This window comes from Embleya sp. NPDC050493 (assembly GCF_044458105.1).
Taxonomy (GTDB): Bacteria; Actinomycetota; Actinomycetes; order Streptomycetales; family Streptomycetaceae; genus Embleya.
Map to the genome: position 1 here is coordinate 72,663 of NZ_JBITHP010000012.1, position 17,134 is coordinate 89,796.

Annotated in this window: 13 protein-coding genes; 5 read left to right on the forward strand and 8 right to left on the reverse strand. The window is 73.3% G+C overall.

Features of this window, described 5'->3' with window-relative positions; translation table 11 throughout:
• Positions 1 to 72: 72 nt before the first annotated feature.
• Positions 73 to 1,131, forward strand: coding sequence for a TIGR03617 family F420-dependent LLM class oxidoreductase (locus tag ACIBM5_RS23355; RefSeq protein ID WP_396008585.1), 1,059 nt, complete (start codon positions 73 to 75; stop codon positions 1,129 to 1,131).
• A gap of 204 nt (positions 1,132 to 1,335) precedes the next feature.
• Here ACIBM5_RS23355 and ACIBM5_RS23360 read toward each other — a convergent pair whose 3' ends face one another.
• Positions 1,336 to 5,109 (reverse strand): SCO7613 C-terminal domain-containing membrane protein, encoded by a 3,774-nt coding sequence (locus tag ACIBM5_RS23360; RefSeq protein ID WP_396008586.1) that lies wholly within the window; start codon positions 5,107 to 5,109, stop codon positions 1,336 to 1,338.
• A gap of 247 nt (positions 5,110 to 5,356) precedes the next feature.
• On the opposite strand from ACIBM5_RS23360, the gene coaBC reads away from it, so the two are divergent.
• Both coaBC and metK read left to right on the forward strand, forming a co-directional pair.
• Positions 5,357 to 6,565 (forward strand): bifunctional phosphopantothenoylcysteine decarboxylase/phosphopantothenate--cysteine ligase CoaBC, encoded by a 1,209-nt coding sequence (gene coaBC, locus ACIBM5_RS23365; protein ID WP_396008587.1) that lies wholly within the window; start codon positions 5,357 to 5,359, stop codon positions 6,563 to 6,565.
• A 231-nt stretch (positions 6,566 to 6,796) separates the two neighbouring features.
• Entirely contained in the window at positions 6,797 to 7,990 is a 1,194-nt protein-coding gene (gene metK, locus ACIBM5_RS23370) for a methionine adenosyltransferase (RefSeq protein ID WP_391587519.1), read from the forward strand.
• A 299-nt stretch (positions 7,991 to 8,289) separates the two neighbouring features.
• Here metK and ACIBM5_RS23375 read toward each other — a convergent pair whose 3' ends face one another.
• The 5 genes from ACIBM5_RS23375 to ACIBM5_RS23395 form a co-directional block, all read right to left on the reverse strand.
• Positions 8,290 to 8,520 carry a hypothetical protein gene (locus ACIBM5_RS23375; protein ID WP_391587518.1) on the reverse strand — a complete coding sequence of 77 codons (231 nt, stop codon included), beginning with the start codon at positions 8,518 to 8,520 and terminating at the stop codon, positions 8,290 to 8,292.
• A gap of 75 nt (positions 8,521 to 8,595) precedes the next feature.
• On the reverse strand, positions 8,596 to 9,123 hold the full coding sequence (locus tag ACIBM5_RS23380; RefSeq protein WP_391587517.1) for a hypothetical protein: 528 nt from the start codon (positions 9,121 to 9,123) through the stop codon (positions 8,596 to 8,598).
• A gap of 157 nt (positions 9,124 to 9,280) precedes the next feature.
• On the reverse strand, positions 9,281 to 9,943 hold the full coding sequence (locus ACIBM5_RS23385; protein ID WP_396008588.1) for a nitroreductase family protein: 663 nt from the start codon (positions 9,941 to 9,943) through the stop codon (positions 9,281 to 9,283).
• Between the two features lie 133 nt (positions 9,944 to 10,076).
• Positions 10,077 to 10,361, reverse strand: coding sequence for a hypothetical protein (locus ACIBM5_RS23390; RefSeq protein ID WP_396008589.1), 285 nt, complete (start codon positions 10,359 to 10,361; stop codon positions 10,077 to 10,079).
• A gap of 241 nt (positions 10,362 to 10,602) precedes the next feature.
• A complete protein-coding gene (locus ACIBM5_RS23395; RefSeq protein ID WP_396008590.1) occupies positions 10,603 to 11,169 on the reverse strand; it encodes a hypothetical protein in 567 nt (188 codons plus the stop codon).
• 146 nt (positions 11,170 to 11,315) lie between these two features.
• On the opposite strand from ACIBM5_RS23395, the gene ACIBM5_RS23400 reads away from it, so the two are divergent.
• Complete coding sequence (locus ACIBM5_RS23400) at positions 11,316 to 11,744, forward strand: DUF5709 domain-containing protein (protein ID WP_396008591.1); 429 nt, start codon at positions 11,316 to 11,318, stop codon at positions 11,742 to 11,744.
• A gap of 326 nt (positions 11,745 to 12,070) precedes the next feature.
• Here ACIBM5_RS23400 and ACIBM5_RS23405 read toward each other — a convergent pair whose 3' ends face one another.
• Together ACIBM5_RS23405 and ACIBM5_RS23410 are read right to left on the reverse strand one after the other, a co-directional pair.
• On the reverse strand, positions 12,071 to 14,614 hold the full coding sequence (locus ACIBM5_RS23405; RefSeq protein WP_396008592.1) for a hypothetical protein: 2,544 nt from the start codon (positions 14,612 to 14,614) through the stop codon (positions 12,071 to 12,073).
• 108 nt (positions 14,615 to 14,722) lie between these two features.
• Positions 14,723 to 14,995 (reverse strand): hypothetical protein, encoded by a 273-nt coding sequence (locus tag ACIBM5_RS23410; RefSeq protein WP_396008593.1) that lies wholly within the window; start codon positions 14,993 to 14,995, stop codon positions 14,723 to 14,725.
• 6 nt (positions 14,996 to 15,001) lie between these two features.
• Between ACIBM5_RS23410 and ACIBM5_RS23415 the strand changes: the two genes are divergently transcribed.
• Entirely contained in the window at positions 15,002 to 16,963 is a 1,962-nt protein-coding gene (locus tag ACIBM5_RS23415; RefSeq protein ID WP_396008594.1) for a copper-translocating P-type ATPase, read from the forward strand.
• Positions 16,964 to 17,134: the final 171 nt, after the last annotated feature.

Genomic DNA, 17,134 nt, shown 5'->3' on the forward strand with positions numbered 1-17,134 from the left:
TGATCGCAGATGGCGTACCTGTGGGCGGCGACACGCGCGACGCGCAAGTGATCCGGAGGGTGGGCGACGAGGGTGGACCGGATCGGGAGCGGCGCGGACGCGCCGAAGCCGGGCAGGCGGGCGCTGCCGGTGGACACACTGCTGGACGTGCCGCTGAGCCGCGCCGGCGACCGGGCCCGGGAACTGGGCGAGGCGGGCTTCGACGGGGTGTTCACCTTCGAGGGCCCCACCGACGTGTTCCTGCCGCTGGTGCCGGCCGCTGCCGCGGGCGTGGACATCATGACCAACATCGCGGTCGCCTTCCCGCGCAGCCCCACCCACCTCGCACACACCGCGTACGACCTGCATCTGGCCTCGCACGGGCGGTTCCGTCTCGGCCTGGGCACCCAGATCCAGGCCCACATCGAACGCCGGTACGGCGCCACGTGGTCGCGTCCGGTGGCCCGGATGGCCGAGACGCTGCGCGCGGTCCGCGCGGTGCTCACCTGCTGGCAGCGGGAGACGCCGCTGGACTTCCACGGCGAGTTCTTCGACCTCACCCTGATGCCGCCGACGCTGCGCCCGGGACCGAACCCGTACGGGCTGCCGCCGCTGCTCGCGGGCGGGGTGGGCCGGCGGATGATCACCATGGTCGCCGAGCACGCGGACGGGCTGCTGGTCCACCCGCTCAACACCGACTTGTTCGTGCGCGGCCCGGTCACCGACGCGGTGACCGACGGCCTGGTGCTCTCCGAACGCACCCGGGATCGGTTCTCGGTGATGCTCGACGTGATCGTCGCCGCCGGGCGGACCGAGGAGGAGATGCGCGCCGCGCTCAAGGGGGCCAGGGCGATGGTCGCGTTCTACGCCTCCACGCCCGCCTATCGGCCGGTGCTCGACGTGGAGGGCTACGGGCCGTTGCAGGCCGAGTTGCACGCGCTGATCCGGGCGGGCCGATGGCCGGACATCCCGCACGCGATCGACGACACGCTGCTCGGCCGGGTGGTGGCGATCGGCGAACCCAAGGACGTCGCGGCCCAGCTGGCCGCGCGCGCCCACGGGGTCGCCGACCGTCTGGGGTTCTACCTGCCCTATCGGGCCGACCCGGCGTGCGTGTCGGAGGTGCTGGACGAGCTGCGGGCGCTCACCTGAGGCGGGGGCGGGTCGGCGGGCTGCCGGTCGGCGCGGTGGGCTTTCGACCGACCGCGCCGGGAGAGTCGGCGGTTGTTCGGGTTGCTCGGGTTGTTCGGGCTTGTCAGGGCTCCTCGAATTGCTCGGATCATGCGGGTTGTTCCGGTCGATTTCGGTTGACCCGGTTGTTGTGGATGCTTCGGTATGCGGTGTGCCGGGGTGGTTCTAGCCGAGTCGTCCGACCGCGCGGCGCAGGCGCTTGAGGTCGCGCAGGCGGCGTTCGTAGCCGGCGCCGATCACGATCAGGAGCAGACCCGCCGTGCCGAGGACGGCCCAGCGCGGCACCGCGTCGTAGACCGGGGCCAGGTGCGGCAGCAGGTGCACCAGCCCGACCGTGGCCAGCACCGTCGCGCCCAGGAACAGCGGCGCCTGGAGCCGGAAGCGGGCACCGACCAGGAGCGTGACGATCGCCGCCGCGCCCAGCAGGCTCGGCCGGATCGGCTCGCCCTGGCTCACCGCGAGCGGGAGCGAGGGCAGCAGCAGCACCGCGAGCGGCCCGCCGTACGCGGCCCACGAGTCGGTGTCCGGGTGGGCCCGCCGGCGGAGCATGCCCTCGACCAGCAGGACCAGGCCGAGTGGGATCGTGTACGCCTCCGGGTGGGTGACGTCGGACAACGCCAGCCGGAGCCAGTACGCGGCGAACAGCAGCGGCAGGGCGGCGAGTCGGGCCGGCGTGCGCAGCGGTCCGGCCGGGGTGGTCGCCGCGGCGACGCCGGCCCAGGCCAGGACGAGCCAGATCTGTTCGGGAGCCACGGCGGCGGTTGCGGTGCCGGCGACGAGCACGCACGCCGCGGCGGCGAGTGTGGCCGCCGGGGCGGGGCGGGGGAGTCGGGCGACGGCGATGTACGACAGGGCGGCCGTGCCGACCGCGGCCAACGCGGACACGGTGTCCGTCGCGTCGAGGCGGTACAGCGTCGCCGCCACCGTCGCGGTGCACAGCACGACGGTGGCGGGCGCCCAGACCGGCCGGGTCTCGCCGTGCCCGCGAAGCGCGCTGTGCAGCGTGCCGGCGGTGACGACGGCGAGTGCGACCGGTAGCAGGCCGTCGGACCGGGCGATCGAGACGGCCGCCGCGAATACGGCGACCGCTTCGATCATGATCGCGGCCATCGGCAGGTCGTGCAGGTACGTGGCGACCACCAGCAGGATCGCCGCCGCACACGCGCCGGCCACCGCCTGGCCGGACACGCCGACGTCGAGCCGGTACAGCGTGGCCGCCGTCGTGGCGTACAGCAGCACCGCGGTCGCGGGCGCCCACCCGGGTCGCAACATCGTGCGGCCGAACAACGCGCCGCACAGGGTGGCCGCCGCCGCGATCGCGAATACGACGGGCGAGGTCTCCCGGCCGACCAGAAGTGTGCCGAGCAGGGTTGCGGCCCCCGTGCCCTCCAGCGCGACGGCCATGCCGGGCCGGCCGGCGCAGGCGATGGCGAGCGGGAACAGCAGGGCCGCGGCGATCACGGCGGCGAGCACGGTGCCGGGCCGATCCGCACCGAAGGCGTGCGCGCCGGCCGCGACGGTGCCCACCCACCACAGGGCGGCTGCCCCGGCCCACGCCGGCCGGATGCCGGGCAGGTCGCGGACGGTGCCTACCAGGCTCACCGTCAGGGCCGCGGCGAGGGTCACGGCGAGCGGGACCGGGGTGTCACCGGCCGTGGCAAGGCTGCCGACCGCCCAGCCGGTGGCGCCGACCAGGGTCAGGGCGCGGGTGGTCGGGGCGGTGGGGCGCAGCGCCAGGGCGATCAGGGTGACCAGGGCGAAGAGCAGGGCCGGGACGAACCCGACCATCGTCGTCGAGGCACCCGCGTGCGCCGCGGTCATCGCCACGTCGACGCCGGCGAGGGCGAGCGCGAGTGCGGCTGCGCGCGATCGGATCAGGTGGGGAAGTGGGAGCGGAGTGGGGCGCTCCGGGTGGTCGGTCGCGTCGTCGTCGGTGCCGGCATCGGCGTCGGAGTCGGTGTCGCCCTCGGTGTCGGCGTCGTGCGGTCGGGGGGTCGAGCCGCCCCGGTCGTCCGGGGCACTCGTGGTCTTGTCGGTCAGGCCGCCGGGAGCTGCGGCGACCTTCCTGATCGGCGGGGCGATCGACTCTTCGACCGATTCGGAGGCATCGGCGGTGTTTTGTACCGGCACGTGAGCGTCGGCCGTCGTGGTGTGCCCCGGGGCGGTTGCCGAGTTCGGCGCGGACGCGGGACGTCCCGGCGACAGGACGGCGGTGATGGTCAGGCCCGCTGCTGCGATCGCCCAGACCACGATCGAGGTCAGCGGGTGCGCCGTCGCCCACGCCAGGGCCAGCGCGCCGTGCGCCGGACCGAGGAGCGGCAACCACGGCCGTACCCGCCAGGCGCAGCCCCAGCCGACGGCCGCCACCAGGTGCCAGCCGAGTGCCGCCCACAGCGGTAGATCCAGGGCCGGCGGCAGCACCACGAACAGCCCCTCGGCGGCGACCGCGGCGGTCACCAGGACGGGCGTACGTCCCGGTCGGCCGCGCAGCAGGGTGACGCCGGTCAGCGCGACGAGCGCCGCCGCCGGCAGCAGCACGAGCGGCGCCAGGCCGAAGTCCCAGTCGGAGCCCGCCATGATCGCGTCCCGGCTGCCGGTATCGGCCGAGCCCAGGCTCCAGGCCCGCCGGGGCCAGGACAGCGGACCGGCCAGCGCCACCGCGGGCGTCGCGACCACCCAGAACGCGGGCGCCACCGTCAGCGGCACGAGGACCGCGAGCGGCCCGGCCCGGAAGCCGCGCGGCACCGCGAACAGCGGTGCCATCGCGACCAGGACCACCAGCAGCAGGCCCACGCCCGCCCAGGCGATCGGCAGATCCGACTCCTCGCCCGCGGGCCGGGTGGCGAGCAGCAGGGCCGTGGCCGCGAGCGAGCCCGCCATCGCGCTTGCGGACGCCAGGTGCCGCACCACGGGAGCCCGGCGCAGGACGAACGCGATCCCGCCGGCGATCGCGGCGAGGGCGAGCATGGTGCCCGCCGACGCGCCGCTCGCGCCCTCGGCGAAGGTCAGGACGACCGCGGTCAGCCAGTAGCAGAGCACGCCGACCTCGGCGACGATCCGCAACCCGCGCGCGGCCTCGGCGTAGATCCGGCGCAGCAGCACGACGTCCACGGCCGCCTGGAGGCCGAGCCCGATCGCGAGCGGCAGCAGCGATGCGCGGCCCACCCCGAACCAGGCGATCACCAGCGGCAGCGGACCCTGGAGCAGCAGCGCCGCCGAGATCCGCAATGCCCGCAGCGGCGCCACCACCGAGCCCAGCGCCGCCGCGCCACCGACCGCGAGCAGGGTGGCCGCGCCGACCAGCATCGCGCTTCCGTCGCGCACGCCGGCCAGGTCGGCGGCCCACGCCGCGTAGCCGTCGAGCAGGCCCATGGCGACCGTGAGCGCGGCCATCGCCTCGGCGGTGGCGGGCAGTTCGCGCCGCTCGGCGAGCGTGGTGCCCGCCGCGCACAACACCAGCGCGAGCGCCATCACCAGGGCCCGGCCGCCGGTGCCGGTGCGGTTCCAGGTGACCGCGACGAACACGACCGCGGCCAGCACCACGAGCAGCACGCCCGCGCCCAGCACGATCCGGGCGACCCGACGCCGCCCGACCTCGGCCATCTCGCGAACCCGGGCGGCCGGCGGGCGGGCGGGAGCGGACGCGGTCGCCGGCACCGGTGCCGGAGCCGCCGCGGGGGCGGCCGTCGGCGTCGGGGCCGGCGGTGGCACGGCCGGGCGGGTGAGCGCTTGGCGCGCCTCCACGCGCATGTGCTCGAGCAGAGCCTCGCGCTGCCGCAGAAGCCGAGCCGCCGATACGCCGATCTGCCACAACCGGTCGGCCTGCGGGCCGGTCAGTCGGATCGCGCACCCGTGGCAGCGCTCGGTGCGCGGCATGCGGAGTTGCTGCGCACAGCCCGGACACCGCGTCGCGTCGTCCAGCAGCCACTCGTTCAACATCGACGTCATCTCCCCCGATGGACTCCCGGCTCCCGATGCTGGCAGCGCGGGCGGGAGGGGACATCCGTACTCGTACTCAGATCCCGCCCGCAGCGGCGGCCCGGTCAGGTCGCCGGCGACGACGGCGCAGCCGGGCCGTCGGCAACGAGCGCCCGGCCGACACGAGATCGAGCCGTCGCGGACGGTGTCGTAGGCTCGCCGTGCCGGTCGGAACACGGGCCGGTCGCCACGAGGACCAGGAGCAGCGATGAGTACCGGATCCCGACCCCGTGTCGTGCTCGGCGTCGCCGGCGGCATCGCCGCGTACAAGGCGTGCGAACTGCTGCGCACGTTGACCGAGTCCGGGCACGAGGTGCGGGTCGTGCCGACCGCGTCCGCACTCAACTTCGTCGGCGCGGCCACGTGGTCGGCGCTGTCCGGGCAACCGGTGGCCACCGGGGTGTGGGACGCGGTGCACGAGGTCCCGCACGTACGGATCGGCCAGAACGCGGACGTCGTCGTGGTCGCCCCGGCGACCGCCGACATGCTCGCCAAGGCCGCCCACGGACTCGCCGACGACCTGCTCACCAACACACTGCTCACCGCGCGATGTCCGGTGATCTTCGCCCCGGCCATGCACACCGAGATGTGGGAGCACCCGGCCACGGTGGAGAACGTCGCGACGCTGCGCCGCCGCGGCGCGATCGTGATCGAGCCGGCGGTGGGTCGGCTGACCGGCAAGGACACCGGCAAGGGCCGGCTGCCCGACCCGGAGCAGATCTTCCAGGTGGTCCGGCGCACCCTCGTACGCGGGGTGACCGTGCCGGATCTGGCCGGCCGGCACGTGGTGGTCACCGCCGGCGGCACCCGCGAGCCGCTGGACCCGGTCCGCTTCCTCGGCAACCGCTCGTCCGGCAAGCAGGGCTACGCGCTCGCCCGCACCGCGATCGCCCGGGGCGCCCGGGTCACCCTGATCGAGGCCAACACCGGCCTGCCGGACCCGGCCGGGGCCGACGTGCTGCACGTGGGCACCGCGCTGGAGCTGCGCGAGGCGGTGGTCAAGGCGGCGGAGAACGCGGACTGCGTGGTGATGGCCGCGGCCGTCGCGGACTTCCGCCCGGCGACCCGGGTCGACGGCAAGATCAAGAAGACCGACGCGGAACCGGAGCCGATCGCGCTGGTCAAGAACCCGGACATCCTCGCCGAACTGGCCCGCGACCGGCTCCGGCCCGGCCAGGTCGTGGTCGGCTTCGCCGCGGAGACCGACAACGTGCTCGAGAACGGCCGCGCCAAGCTCGCCCGCAAGGGCTGCGACCTGCTCGTGGTCAACCGGGTGGGCGAGGAACTGACCTTCGGCACCGACGTGAACGAGGCGATCGTGCTGGCCGCCGACGGGAGCGAAACCCCGGTTCCGCACGGTCCGAAGGAGGACCTGGCGGACGTGGTGTGGGATCTCGTCGTGCCTCGTTTCGCCTGATTCCGGTGCCCCGTTTCGACTGATTCGTCGGTCGATTCGAACGCCCGATCGCGGCAGGTTCACACAAAGTGAGCAACGCCACGCCGTCCATGTCTTGGGACACCCCGTCCCCCGGCGGGGGTCGGGGGGATAAACTCGGCCCCAGTATTCGGTGGACCCGCCCGTCCCGACCTGTCCCGACGGTCCGGGTCCACCTGCCAGCCAGCAGCCGCTGCAACCCCAGGGAGCGATGTGTCCCGCCGTCTGTTCACCTCCGAGTCCGTGACCGAAGGTCACCCGGACAAGATCGCCGACCAGATCAGCGATTCCATCCTGGATGCGCTCCTCAAGGAAGACCCCAAGAGTCGGGTCGCCGTCGAGACGCTGATCACGACCGGGCAGGTGCACGTGGCCGGCGAGGTCACGACCCAGGGCTACGCCGACATCCCCACGATCGTGCGCGAGCGGGTCCTGGAGATCGGCTACGACAGCTCGAAGAAGGGCTTCGACGGTGCCTCGTGTGGCGTCTCGGTGTCCATCGGCGCGCAGTCGGCCGACATCGCGCAGGGCGTCGACACGGCGTACGAGAACCGGGTCGACGGTGACGAGGACGAGCTGGACCGCCAGGGTGCGGGCGACCAGGGCCTGATGTTCGGCTACGCGTGCGACGACACGCCCGAGCTGATGCCGCTGCCGATCACGCTCGCCCACCGGCTGGCCAAGCGCCTGGCGGACGTACGCAAGAACGGCACCATCCCTTACCTGCGCCCGGACGGAAAGACCCAGGTCACCATCGAGTACGACGGCGACCGTCCGATCCGCCTCGACACGGTCGTGGTCTCCTCGCAGCACGCGGCCGACATCGACCTGGACTCGCTGCTCGCACCGGACATCCGCGAGTACGTGGTGGAGCCGGAGCTGGCCGGCCTGGGCATCGAGACCGAGGGTTACCGTCTCCTGGTCAACCCGACCGGCCGGTTCGAGATCGGCGGCCCGATGGGCGACGCCGGGTTGACCGGTCGCAAGATCATCATCGACACCTACGGCGGCATGGCCCGGCACGGTGGCGGCGCGTTCTCCGGCAAGGACCCGTCGAAGGTGGACCGCTCCGCCGCGTACGCGATGCGCTGGGTGGCCAAGAACGTGGTGGCCGCCGGGCTCGCCCGCCGGTGCGAGGTGCAGGTCGCGTACGCGATCGGCAAGGCCGCGCCGGTCGGCCTGTTCGTGGAGACGTTCGGCACCGAGGCGGTGCCGGTGGAGACCATCCAGGCCGCCGTGGGCACCGTGTTCGACCTGCGCCCGGCCGCGATCATCCGGGACCTGGACCTGCTCCGCCCGATCTACGCGCAGACCGCGGCGTACGGCCACTTCGGCCGGGACCTGCCCGACTTCACGTGGGAGCGGACCGACCGGGTGGACGCGCTCAAGGCTGCCGCGGGGATCTGAGCCGCCGGCTCTCTCCTGCGCTTCACCGCCGGCCGTGGTGCGGACCCTTCGGGGTTCGTGCCGCGGCCGGCGGCGTTTTCGGCGCGGGGGCGGGTGCGGCGTTTTCGGTGCGAGGCGGATCAGCCGCTTTCGGCGCGCCTTCAGGTGGGCTCGACGGCTTCGCCCCGGGGTGTTTTCTGGTCAAGTCCGCCGATATCGGACGCTTTGTGTCGGGCGCGCGACATCGGTCGTCGAAGGGCCGGCCGGGCCGAGCCGGGTCGGCGGCGCCGCGTTGGGGCCGTGGGGCCTCGGCGTCTCGCTCAGGCGGCCTGGGCGGCCATACGCAGGCGGGTCACCAGGTCGGCGCGGTCGCCGCCGGCGGTCATCGCCGGGTGTGCGTGCAGCGCCTCGACCGCGTCGCGGGCTCGGGCCCACAGCCGGGCATGCTCCTCTTCGGTCAGCTGCCCCGCGTGCCGGGCGATGGCCTCGTAGGCGGCGTCCCGGGCCCGCTGCAACGCGATCAGGTCCGCCGGAATGGGCTGTTCGGACATACCAGAGAGCTTACGAGAGTCCACGTAAACACAGGGTTAGCTCCGGATTGCGGCGGGCCCGACGAAGGAGCGCTTTCAGATGGCTTCGTGATCACGGCCCGGCGACGGCTGCGGATGGCGCGGTATGCGGTACTCGGTGACCGGCGGCATGCAGAAGATGGTCAGGTCGCACGCGACGCCGACCGCCTGGGTGGGGGTGTGCCCCAGGTGCAGCGCGGCACGTGCGTACTCCCACCCGGAGCCGATCGCGCCGTAGTCGTAGTAGAAGACGTCGAAGTCGTTGCTCGTCTCGAACAGCTTGCCGTCGAACGCGAACATGAACTCCGACTTGGGCTCGAAGCTGGACAGCTTGCGTTTGCCCCACTCGACGAACTCGGCGTAGAACTCCAGGATGTCGCGTTCCTCGGCGGACGCGGGTGTGTGCGTGTCCAGGAACAGGCGCATCAGGTTGATGTCGCGCAGCAGTCCGGCACCGCCGAAGATCAGGCCCTCGCCGATCTTGTACAGCTTGGTGCCCTCGGTCTTGGCCTGACCCCAGGTCACCTGGGAATCGGCGGCGATCACGATCGACTCGTCGATGATCTTTCCGGCGACGACACTCATCAACGCCCCCCGTACGTACGGCTGATGCGGATCCGGACGTGCCGGTTCAGGATCGCAGAGGGAAGGGCTTCGGCGCAGGTGTTCGGGTGGCGCGAGCCGGCCCTCGGTGCCGGACGGGCGTCGTGTGTCCGCCCGTCCGGCGTTCGTGGCGGTGCGTTCAGAGCCGGATGACGACCTGCTCCAGTGGCTTGCGCCGGATGTCGGGGACCCGTGCGTCCTCGGCCGGGTAGCCGACCGGGATGACGTAGGCGGCGCGCTCCTCCTGCGGGCGGTCGCACACCTCGTTGAGGAAGCGCATCGGACTCGGCGTGTGGGTCAGCGTGGCCAGGCCGGCCTGGTGCAGCGAGGCGAGCAGGAGGCCGACGGCGATGCCGACCGACTCCTTGGTGTAGTACGGGCGGGGCGAGTCCGGGCCCTTGTGCACCTCGAACACGACGATCACGACCGGCGCCTCCTCCAGGAAGGGCTTGCGCCAGTCGGTGCCGATCGGCGCGAGGGCTTCGAGCCATTCGGCGGACGCGCGGTGCTCGTAGAACTCGCGCTCCTCCTTCTCGGCGGCCTCGCGCAGGTGTCGTTTGCGCTCGGGGTCGCTGAGCACGACGAAGCGCCAGGGCTGCACGTTGGCGCCGCTGGGCGCGGTGCCGGCGGTACGGATCGCCCAGTCGACCACGTTGTCGGGGATCGGCCGGGAGGAGAAGTCGCGGACGGTGCGGCGCTGGGCCATCACGTCGTGGAAGGCTCGGCTGCGGGCTTCCGCCTCGTGGGCGGGGACGCCTCGGTGCCGGTGCGGAACCGTGGGGTATGTGGTTTCGTCGACCATGGCCGACAGCACAGCACGGCGCGGGGGGTCGGTGGAAGGTCCCGCCTCGCCCGGCTTCGACGCCCGCGGGCGGGTGGTTCGTTCGGCGGGTCGAGTCGCCCCGGTTCGTGGCGACTGATGCGGTCGGGCCCGGTCAGCGGTTGAGCAGGGCCTGTTCCGCGTCGGTGCGTTGCGGTTCGGTGATCGAGATGGTCGGCGCGGGGACGCCGACCCGGGTGACCCGGAACTGCCGGCCGGTGCTCGGCACGGTCACCACGGACCCGGCCCAGGCCTCGGTCACCCGTCGGCTCAGGTCGGCCTCGGCCACGCCGGCGTGGACCAGATCCGCGCGCAGCGCCCGGGCCGCCGATTCCCGGGTACCGGTGTGCAGCGTCTGCCAATCGTGGCGGCTGGTCTCGCGTGTCTGCGCCTCGTGCATTCCGTCCGCTCCCTCCCCGGCCCTGTAGGACCGGGTCTTCCTTCCCTGGCCCCCTGGACCCACCCTGCGCCGGCGATCAAAGATCGTCCAAATCCGTCAGGAAAAATCAGCCTCAGGCATGAGACGGGTGGAGGTGTCTACACCGACGGAACGAGCGGTTTCGCCGGCCGTGCGCCCAGCGGCGGGGGTCGCGTCTCCAACCGGTCGGATGCGCCGCGGGTGGGTCGGCCGAGTACTCGGGTCAGCAGTCGGCACCCACCGGGATGTGCACTTTCGTCTGCAACCCGCGCGAGCGCACGACCAGCGTGACGCAGCCGGGCCGGTCCACGTGGTAGCCGCCGGGGAAGGCCGCCCAGGAGTCCTCGGTGGAGCCGGTGGTGCAGCCCGGTACGCGGACGGAGCTCGCGGAGGGCAGGCCGTTGCCCCAACCGATGGACGTGCCGTTGCCGGCGGCCGGCAGCACCTCGATGTCGACCGCCGCGCCGTTGCGCACCATCAGGCCGGCCTTGGCGAACAGTGGGTGCCGGTCACCGGTGCCTGCCTCGGCGGTCTGGAGCCTGCGACCGGTCTCCAATGCGACGTCGCCGAGGAACACGGTGCTCGCGCTCGTGGGTGCGGGGTATGTGCCGATCGTGTGCAGGCAGTCGACGGTCACGGCGGGCTCGGGGCGGACGTCGGCGACCTCGGTCGGCTCCGCGGTGCGGTTGCCCTTGATCCGGTCGGGCTCGTCGTGACCGGCGCCGCATGCGGTCGCGGCGATCAGCAGGCAGGTCAGGGCGGCGGCGACGGGTACTCGTTTGTCCGGCACCCGGACATGCTGCCAGGTGGGAAGGCCGCCGGACGGCTCCGAATGAACCGGCCGGCGCTGGGCAGAGTCACTCGGGTCGCGAGGCACAGGGTCGAGCCCTGGACGCACGACACGAGCACTTGCACTTCAGCGGAAGGCGGCAGGCGATGAGCGACGACACTTCGGACCCGACCGAAGACTCCCCGGACACGCCGGGCGACGACGGTGTGCTCGGCCCCGAGGACACGCTGTCGACCGACGACCTGTCGTACGACCCGCTGGACACCGGGATCGTGCCGCCGGACCGCTGGTCGGCGGCCGAGCGATACGGCAACACGCCGGAGGAGGAGCGACGGGGCGAGTCGCTCGACCAGTTGTTGGCCGAGGAGGAGCCGGACGTCGCCTACGACGATGTGATCTCCGACGAGTGGGAGGGCGGCCCCGACCCGCGGGCCGGCCGGCTGGTCGCCGACGACGAGGGCGCACACGAGGACACCGAATCCGAGGCGATCGCCCACGACGTCGGCATCGACGGCGGCGCGGCGGGGGCCGAGGAGGCGGCGATGCACATCATCCCGGAGGAAGAGGTCCCGTAGAGCGCCCGCCACGGCCGTGACCCGGCCACCCGGGTGCTCGAACCGATGGTCGCCGCCGACCGACGATCGGGCCGGGTCGGGCCGATCGCGGTGCACGGCCGGGCGCACGCGCACCACGCCACGCTGTGTCCGGGGCCGCCGCCGCCTCGGCGATCCGGGCCGCCGGCTGCCGGTGCCGTGCCGCGCGCCGGATCGGCCCGCCCCGCCCCGCCGCGCGGTCCGCGCCGCCTCCTTCCGTCCGCCGCGCACACCGCGTCGTGTCGTTGTGTTTCGTGCTTTTCGCGGTCCGCCGATCAGCGCCGCCGTACGGCGTGGCGCGGTGTGGGTCAGGTGTTGTCGGGGTTCGGGTCCGGGGTGTTGGCGATGAGGGCTTCGGGGGTGGGTTCGGGGCCGGTCAGAAGGTGGCCGTCGAGGAGGTCCAGGGTTGCGGACAGGCTCGCGGCGGCGGCTCGGGCGGCGCCGGCGGTGAGGGGATCGCCGGTGTGGGCGGCGAGCTCGGCGAGTTCGCGTTCGGCTTCGGGGCGGTCGGCCAGCAGGGTGTGCCGCAGGTCGGTCAGCGGACCGGCGATCCAGGACTCGGCCTCCGCCTCGGTTTCGGCGACCCGGCGCATGGCGTCCACCCAGCGGCTCACGGTGCCCAGCGACTCGCGGGCGTATTCGAGCAGTCGACGCCTGGCCGGTCCTTCCAGGCGGTGGCCCTTGCCGTTGCGGAACTCCTCGTCGATCGCGGAGAGTCGGTTCTCCAACTCGTGGTGCTTGTTGAGTCGGCGCAGCGCCTCGGCGACCTCGTCCAGATCGCGACGCTCGTTGCCGGCGGCCAGTCGCAGCAGTCGGCCGAGCAGGCCGTCCTCGGGCCGCCACCACAGTTGGGCGATCGAGGTGGCCCGTGGGAAGCGCAGGTGGCGCGGGTGCAGCAGTGCCTCGGCGGCGTCCGCCGCACACGTCGCGGCGCCCGCCTCGGCCTCGGCGAGCGCCTCGAGCGCACCGAGGTTGCGGGTGCCGCCGAGCAGCCCCTGCGCGGAGCCGGTGGCGATGTGGCGCGCCAGGCCGGCCACCGCGGGCAGGTCGCCCAGGCCGGCGGCGGCCTCCTGGAGCAGGCCGTACGTGCTGTGCCCGCACAGTACGGCGGCGCGCGCCGCGGCGGCGACCGTCAGCAGTTGGGTCGCCCGGTCGTGGCTGGGCTCGCCCATCGCCATCTCGTCGAGTTCCTCGCGCAGCGACACGGCGACGGCGCCGGTGTCCGAGCGTGCGCCGTCGGCATAGGCCAGGGCGCGCAGCGCGGATATGCGTTCCGGCGCGTCGGGCGACATGGCCTGTGCCGCCGAGGCGTAGTCGCCCCGGCCGATCAACTCGCCGATCAGCGCCGCGGGCTCGGGATCGGCCGGTGCCTCGGGAGTGCGCTCCTCGGCGGCGGCCTTCGTGGAGTCCGTGGAGTCTTCGGCGTCCGCGTGGTTTGGCGTGGCCTTCCCCGGGTCGTCGTCCTCCGTGGGGCCGTCTTCTTCCGCAGCCGATGCCTCGTCGGCGTCGGCGGGCCGCGTGTCGGGCGCCGGGGTCGGGCCGGTGTCGGTATCGGAGCCCGGGGCCGCGTCCGAGTCGGCTCCGGGGGACGTCGCCCGTGCCGAGTCCTCGGGCGCGGTCGCCGCGTCCGCCGCGGCGGACGAGGTCGGCGCCTCGTCCCAGGACAGCCGGCCACGTAACGCGGCGTTGACGATCGTCGGGTCCGGTAGGTGCGGGCGGATCGTCTCGGCCAACTCGTCCACCCCGTCGTCCCGGTCGGCCGCGATCGCGTCGATCAGCCCGCCGAGGTCGGCCAGGGCCAGTACCCGGCGGCGGTCGGCCGGTTCCCAGTTCTCGTGACGGGTGCTCAGGTCGGCGGCCAGCTCGCGGAGTTCGCCGATCGCGGTGGCGTGCGCCGGCGGGCCGTCGAGGTGCCGGAAGCGGTCCACGCCGGCCAGTTCGCGGGCATGCACCGCGGTCTCGTGTGCGGTGATCGCGTCGGCCAGCCCCGGCCGGTCCTCGGGCAGGGTGTCCGGTTCGACCTCGACCAGCGCGCCGACCGCCGCGCGTGCCTCGGCCACGGCCGGGCCGACGAGGCCGAGCATGGTCAGGTCGGCCTCCTCCGGAGCGCGGCCGGCGGCGACTGCCGCGGTCACCGCGTCGGCGGCGGCCCGGGCCCGGCCGAGGGCGTCGTCGAGCGAGCGCAGCGGCGACGGGGGCTCGCCGGCGCCGCACATCCGGTCCCGGCAGAACGCCTCGAATCGGCGACATGCGGCCACCACGTCCGTGATGATGTCGGCGGGCCAGCCGGGCAGGGCGAGGTCGGCCTCGGTCAGCGCGAGCCGCAGCAGCGCGGCGGCCTGGCAACTGAATCCCCAGTCGGCGACCGCGGTGAGCCGGATCAGATCGGGCGGGAAGGTCGTGGCCTTCAGGCTTTCCAGGATCTCGCCGTCCAGCGCGCCCGAGTCGGTGTCCAAAGTCGCGGGCAGCAGCACGCGCAACACGGGCAGGGTGACCACCTGCGCGGTGTAGCCGCGCACGCTCGGGGTCTGCTTGCGCAGCCGCTTGAGCGCGTGTTCGGCGATCGCGGGAGTCGGTCGGCGGGCGGGCGGTACGCGCAACGCGCGCAGGGTGTCGGTCCGGGTGGGGTTGGGCAATCGCCACAGGGCGTCGGCGAGGACGTCCGGGGCGATTGCCGCGAGACAGTCCACGAGTGGGTCACCGAGGCGGGCAAGTTGCACCGCGACCGCCGACTTCTCCCGGGCTATCTCCTGCTGATCGTGATCCGGATGGTCCAGGAAGGGTTGCAGTTCGCCCGACGAGGTCGCCCACCACAGCCAGTCGACGCTGCGGGATCGTGGCTGACGCACCATTTTGGCCTCCCGGAGGAGAGGGGGATGGTCTCTGGTTATACCGCCGCCGGCCCGAGATGCGGATGGTTCTGCCGGAATCGCAAGGAATGAGCGCGGGTCGATCGAAGGTTATCCATACCCCTGGGTGGTATAGATGAAGAGTCGACGGCGGACGAGGAAGGGAACGGGATGGAGCACGGCCGGATCGGGCGGGACGAACACTCGGGCCATCCGGAGCCGGCGGGCGGTACGGATCATTCGGATCGCCCGGATCATGCCGGGCACGAGGGCTCCGCGGAGGCCGCCGGGCGGGCAGGGCGCGGTGACCATGCAGGTCACGGCAGGCACGGTGGGCATGGCGGGCATGGCGGGCATGGCGAGCACCAAGGTCACGCCGGTCACGCCGAGATGTTCCGCGACAGGTTCGTGCTGAGCCTGCTGCTCTCCGTCCCGGTGCTCGTGCTGAGTCCGATGCTCGCGGACCTGCTCGGCTATCACGAGCCGTCGTTCACGGGCTCGTCCTGGATCCCGCCGCTGCTCGGCACACTCGTGTTCGGTTACGGCGGGTGGCCGTTCCTGACCGGCGCACGCGACGAACTGGCCGCGCGGCAACCGGGGATGATGACGCTGATCGCGATGGCGATCACCGTCGCGTTCGTCGCCTCGTGGGCATCCACCCTCGAACTCGCGTCGCAGGAACTGGACTTCTGGTGGGAACTGGTCCTGCTGGTCGACATCATGCTGCTCGGCCACTGGCTGGAGATGCGTGCCCTCGGCGCCGCCTCGGGGGCGCTGGACGCACTCGCCGCGCTGCTTCCGGACGAGGCGGAACGGGTGCGTCCGGACGGCGGGTTCGAGCAGATCCCGGTGGCCGCGTTGGCGACCGGCGATACCGTCCTGGTGCGTTCCGGGGCACGTGTCCCGGCGGACGGCACGATCACGGACGGTGCGGCCGAGTTCGACGAGTCGATGATCACCGGCGAGTCCCGACCGGTGGCGCGCGGCACGGGTGCCACCGTCGTGGCCGGCACGGTCGCGGTGGACAGCGCAGTGCGGGTGACGGTGACCGCGACCGGGGAGGGCACCCAACTCGCGGGCATCCGGCGGCTGGTCGGCGAGGCGCAACAATCCCGCTCCCGGGCCCAGGCGTTGGCGGACCGGGCGGCGGCGCTGCTGTTCTACTACGCGGCCGGCGCCGCGGTCCTGACCCTGGTGGTGTGGTCCCTGCTCGGCGAGGGCGGATCGGCGATCGAACGGACCGTCACGGTCCTGGTGATCGCCTGCCCGCACGCGCTCGGGCTGGCCATCCCGCTGGTGATCGCGATCTCGACGGAGTTGTCCGCGCGACAGGGCATCCTGATCAAGGATCGCATCGCGCTGGAGCGGATGCGCAACGTCGACGTCGTGCTGTTCGACAAGACCGGCACCCTCACGCGCGGCGCGCCGGCGGTGACCGGTGTCGCGGCGGCGCCCGGCCGGGACGAGACGAGGGTGCTGCTGCTCGCGGGCGCGGCCGAGCGGGAGAGCGAACACCCGCTGGCCCGGGCGATCGTGCGGGCGGCCGAGGAGCGCGGCAGGCCGGTCGCGGCGAGCGGGTTCCGATCGATGACGGGCCGGGGCGTCGAGGCGGATGTGGCCGGCACCCGGGTGCGGGTCGGCGGGCCGGCGCTGTTGCGCGAGGCGGGCGTCCGAGTGCCCGAGGGGCTGTCGGCGGCGGTCGGGGACTGGGTCGGACACGGCGCGGCGGTGCTGTACGTGCTGGCCGACGACGAGGTCGCCGGGGCACTCACGCTGGAGGACGAGATTCGTCCCGAATCCCGCTCCGCGGTCCACGAGTTGCACGCGGCGGGGGTGCGCGTCGGGATGCTCACCGGGGACGCCCGGCAGGTGGCCGAGTGGGTCGGGCGCGACCTCGGGGTGGACGAGATCTTCGCCGAGGTACTGCCCGGCGACAAGGACGCCAAGGTCGCCGAACTCCAGTCCCGCGGCCTGCGGGTGGCCATGGTCGGCGACGGCGTCAACGATGCTCCGGCGTTGGCCCGCGCCGACGTCGGCATCGCGATCGGCGCGGGTACCGACGTCGCCGTCCAGTCGGCGGGCGTGGTGCTGGCCTCGGACGACCCGCGCGCGGTGTTGGGGGTCCGTCGCCTGTCCACGGCCGTCTACCGCAAGATGCGACAGAACCTGGCCTGGGCCGCGGGCTACAACATCGTCACGGTGCCGCTGGCCGCGGGCGTCCTGGCCTGGGCGGGCGTGGTCCTGCCGATGGAAGTCGGCGCCATCCTGATGAGCCTGTCCACCGTCGTCGTGGCCCTCAACGCCCAACTCCTCCGCCGCCTCGACCTCCGCCCGACCCCCCACCCCACCTGACCGCCCAACCGCCACGACCACCGACTGCCCCCGGCCCCGGTCCGTTGCCCGGTGCGAACGCGGTATCGACGCCGGCCCGTGGGGCTGGACGGCGGGGCTTGGTGGTGGGTTCGTGTGGATACGCTGCCGACGTGGATGGTGGCGAGGTCGGGTGGGAGCGGACGCGGGTGT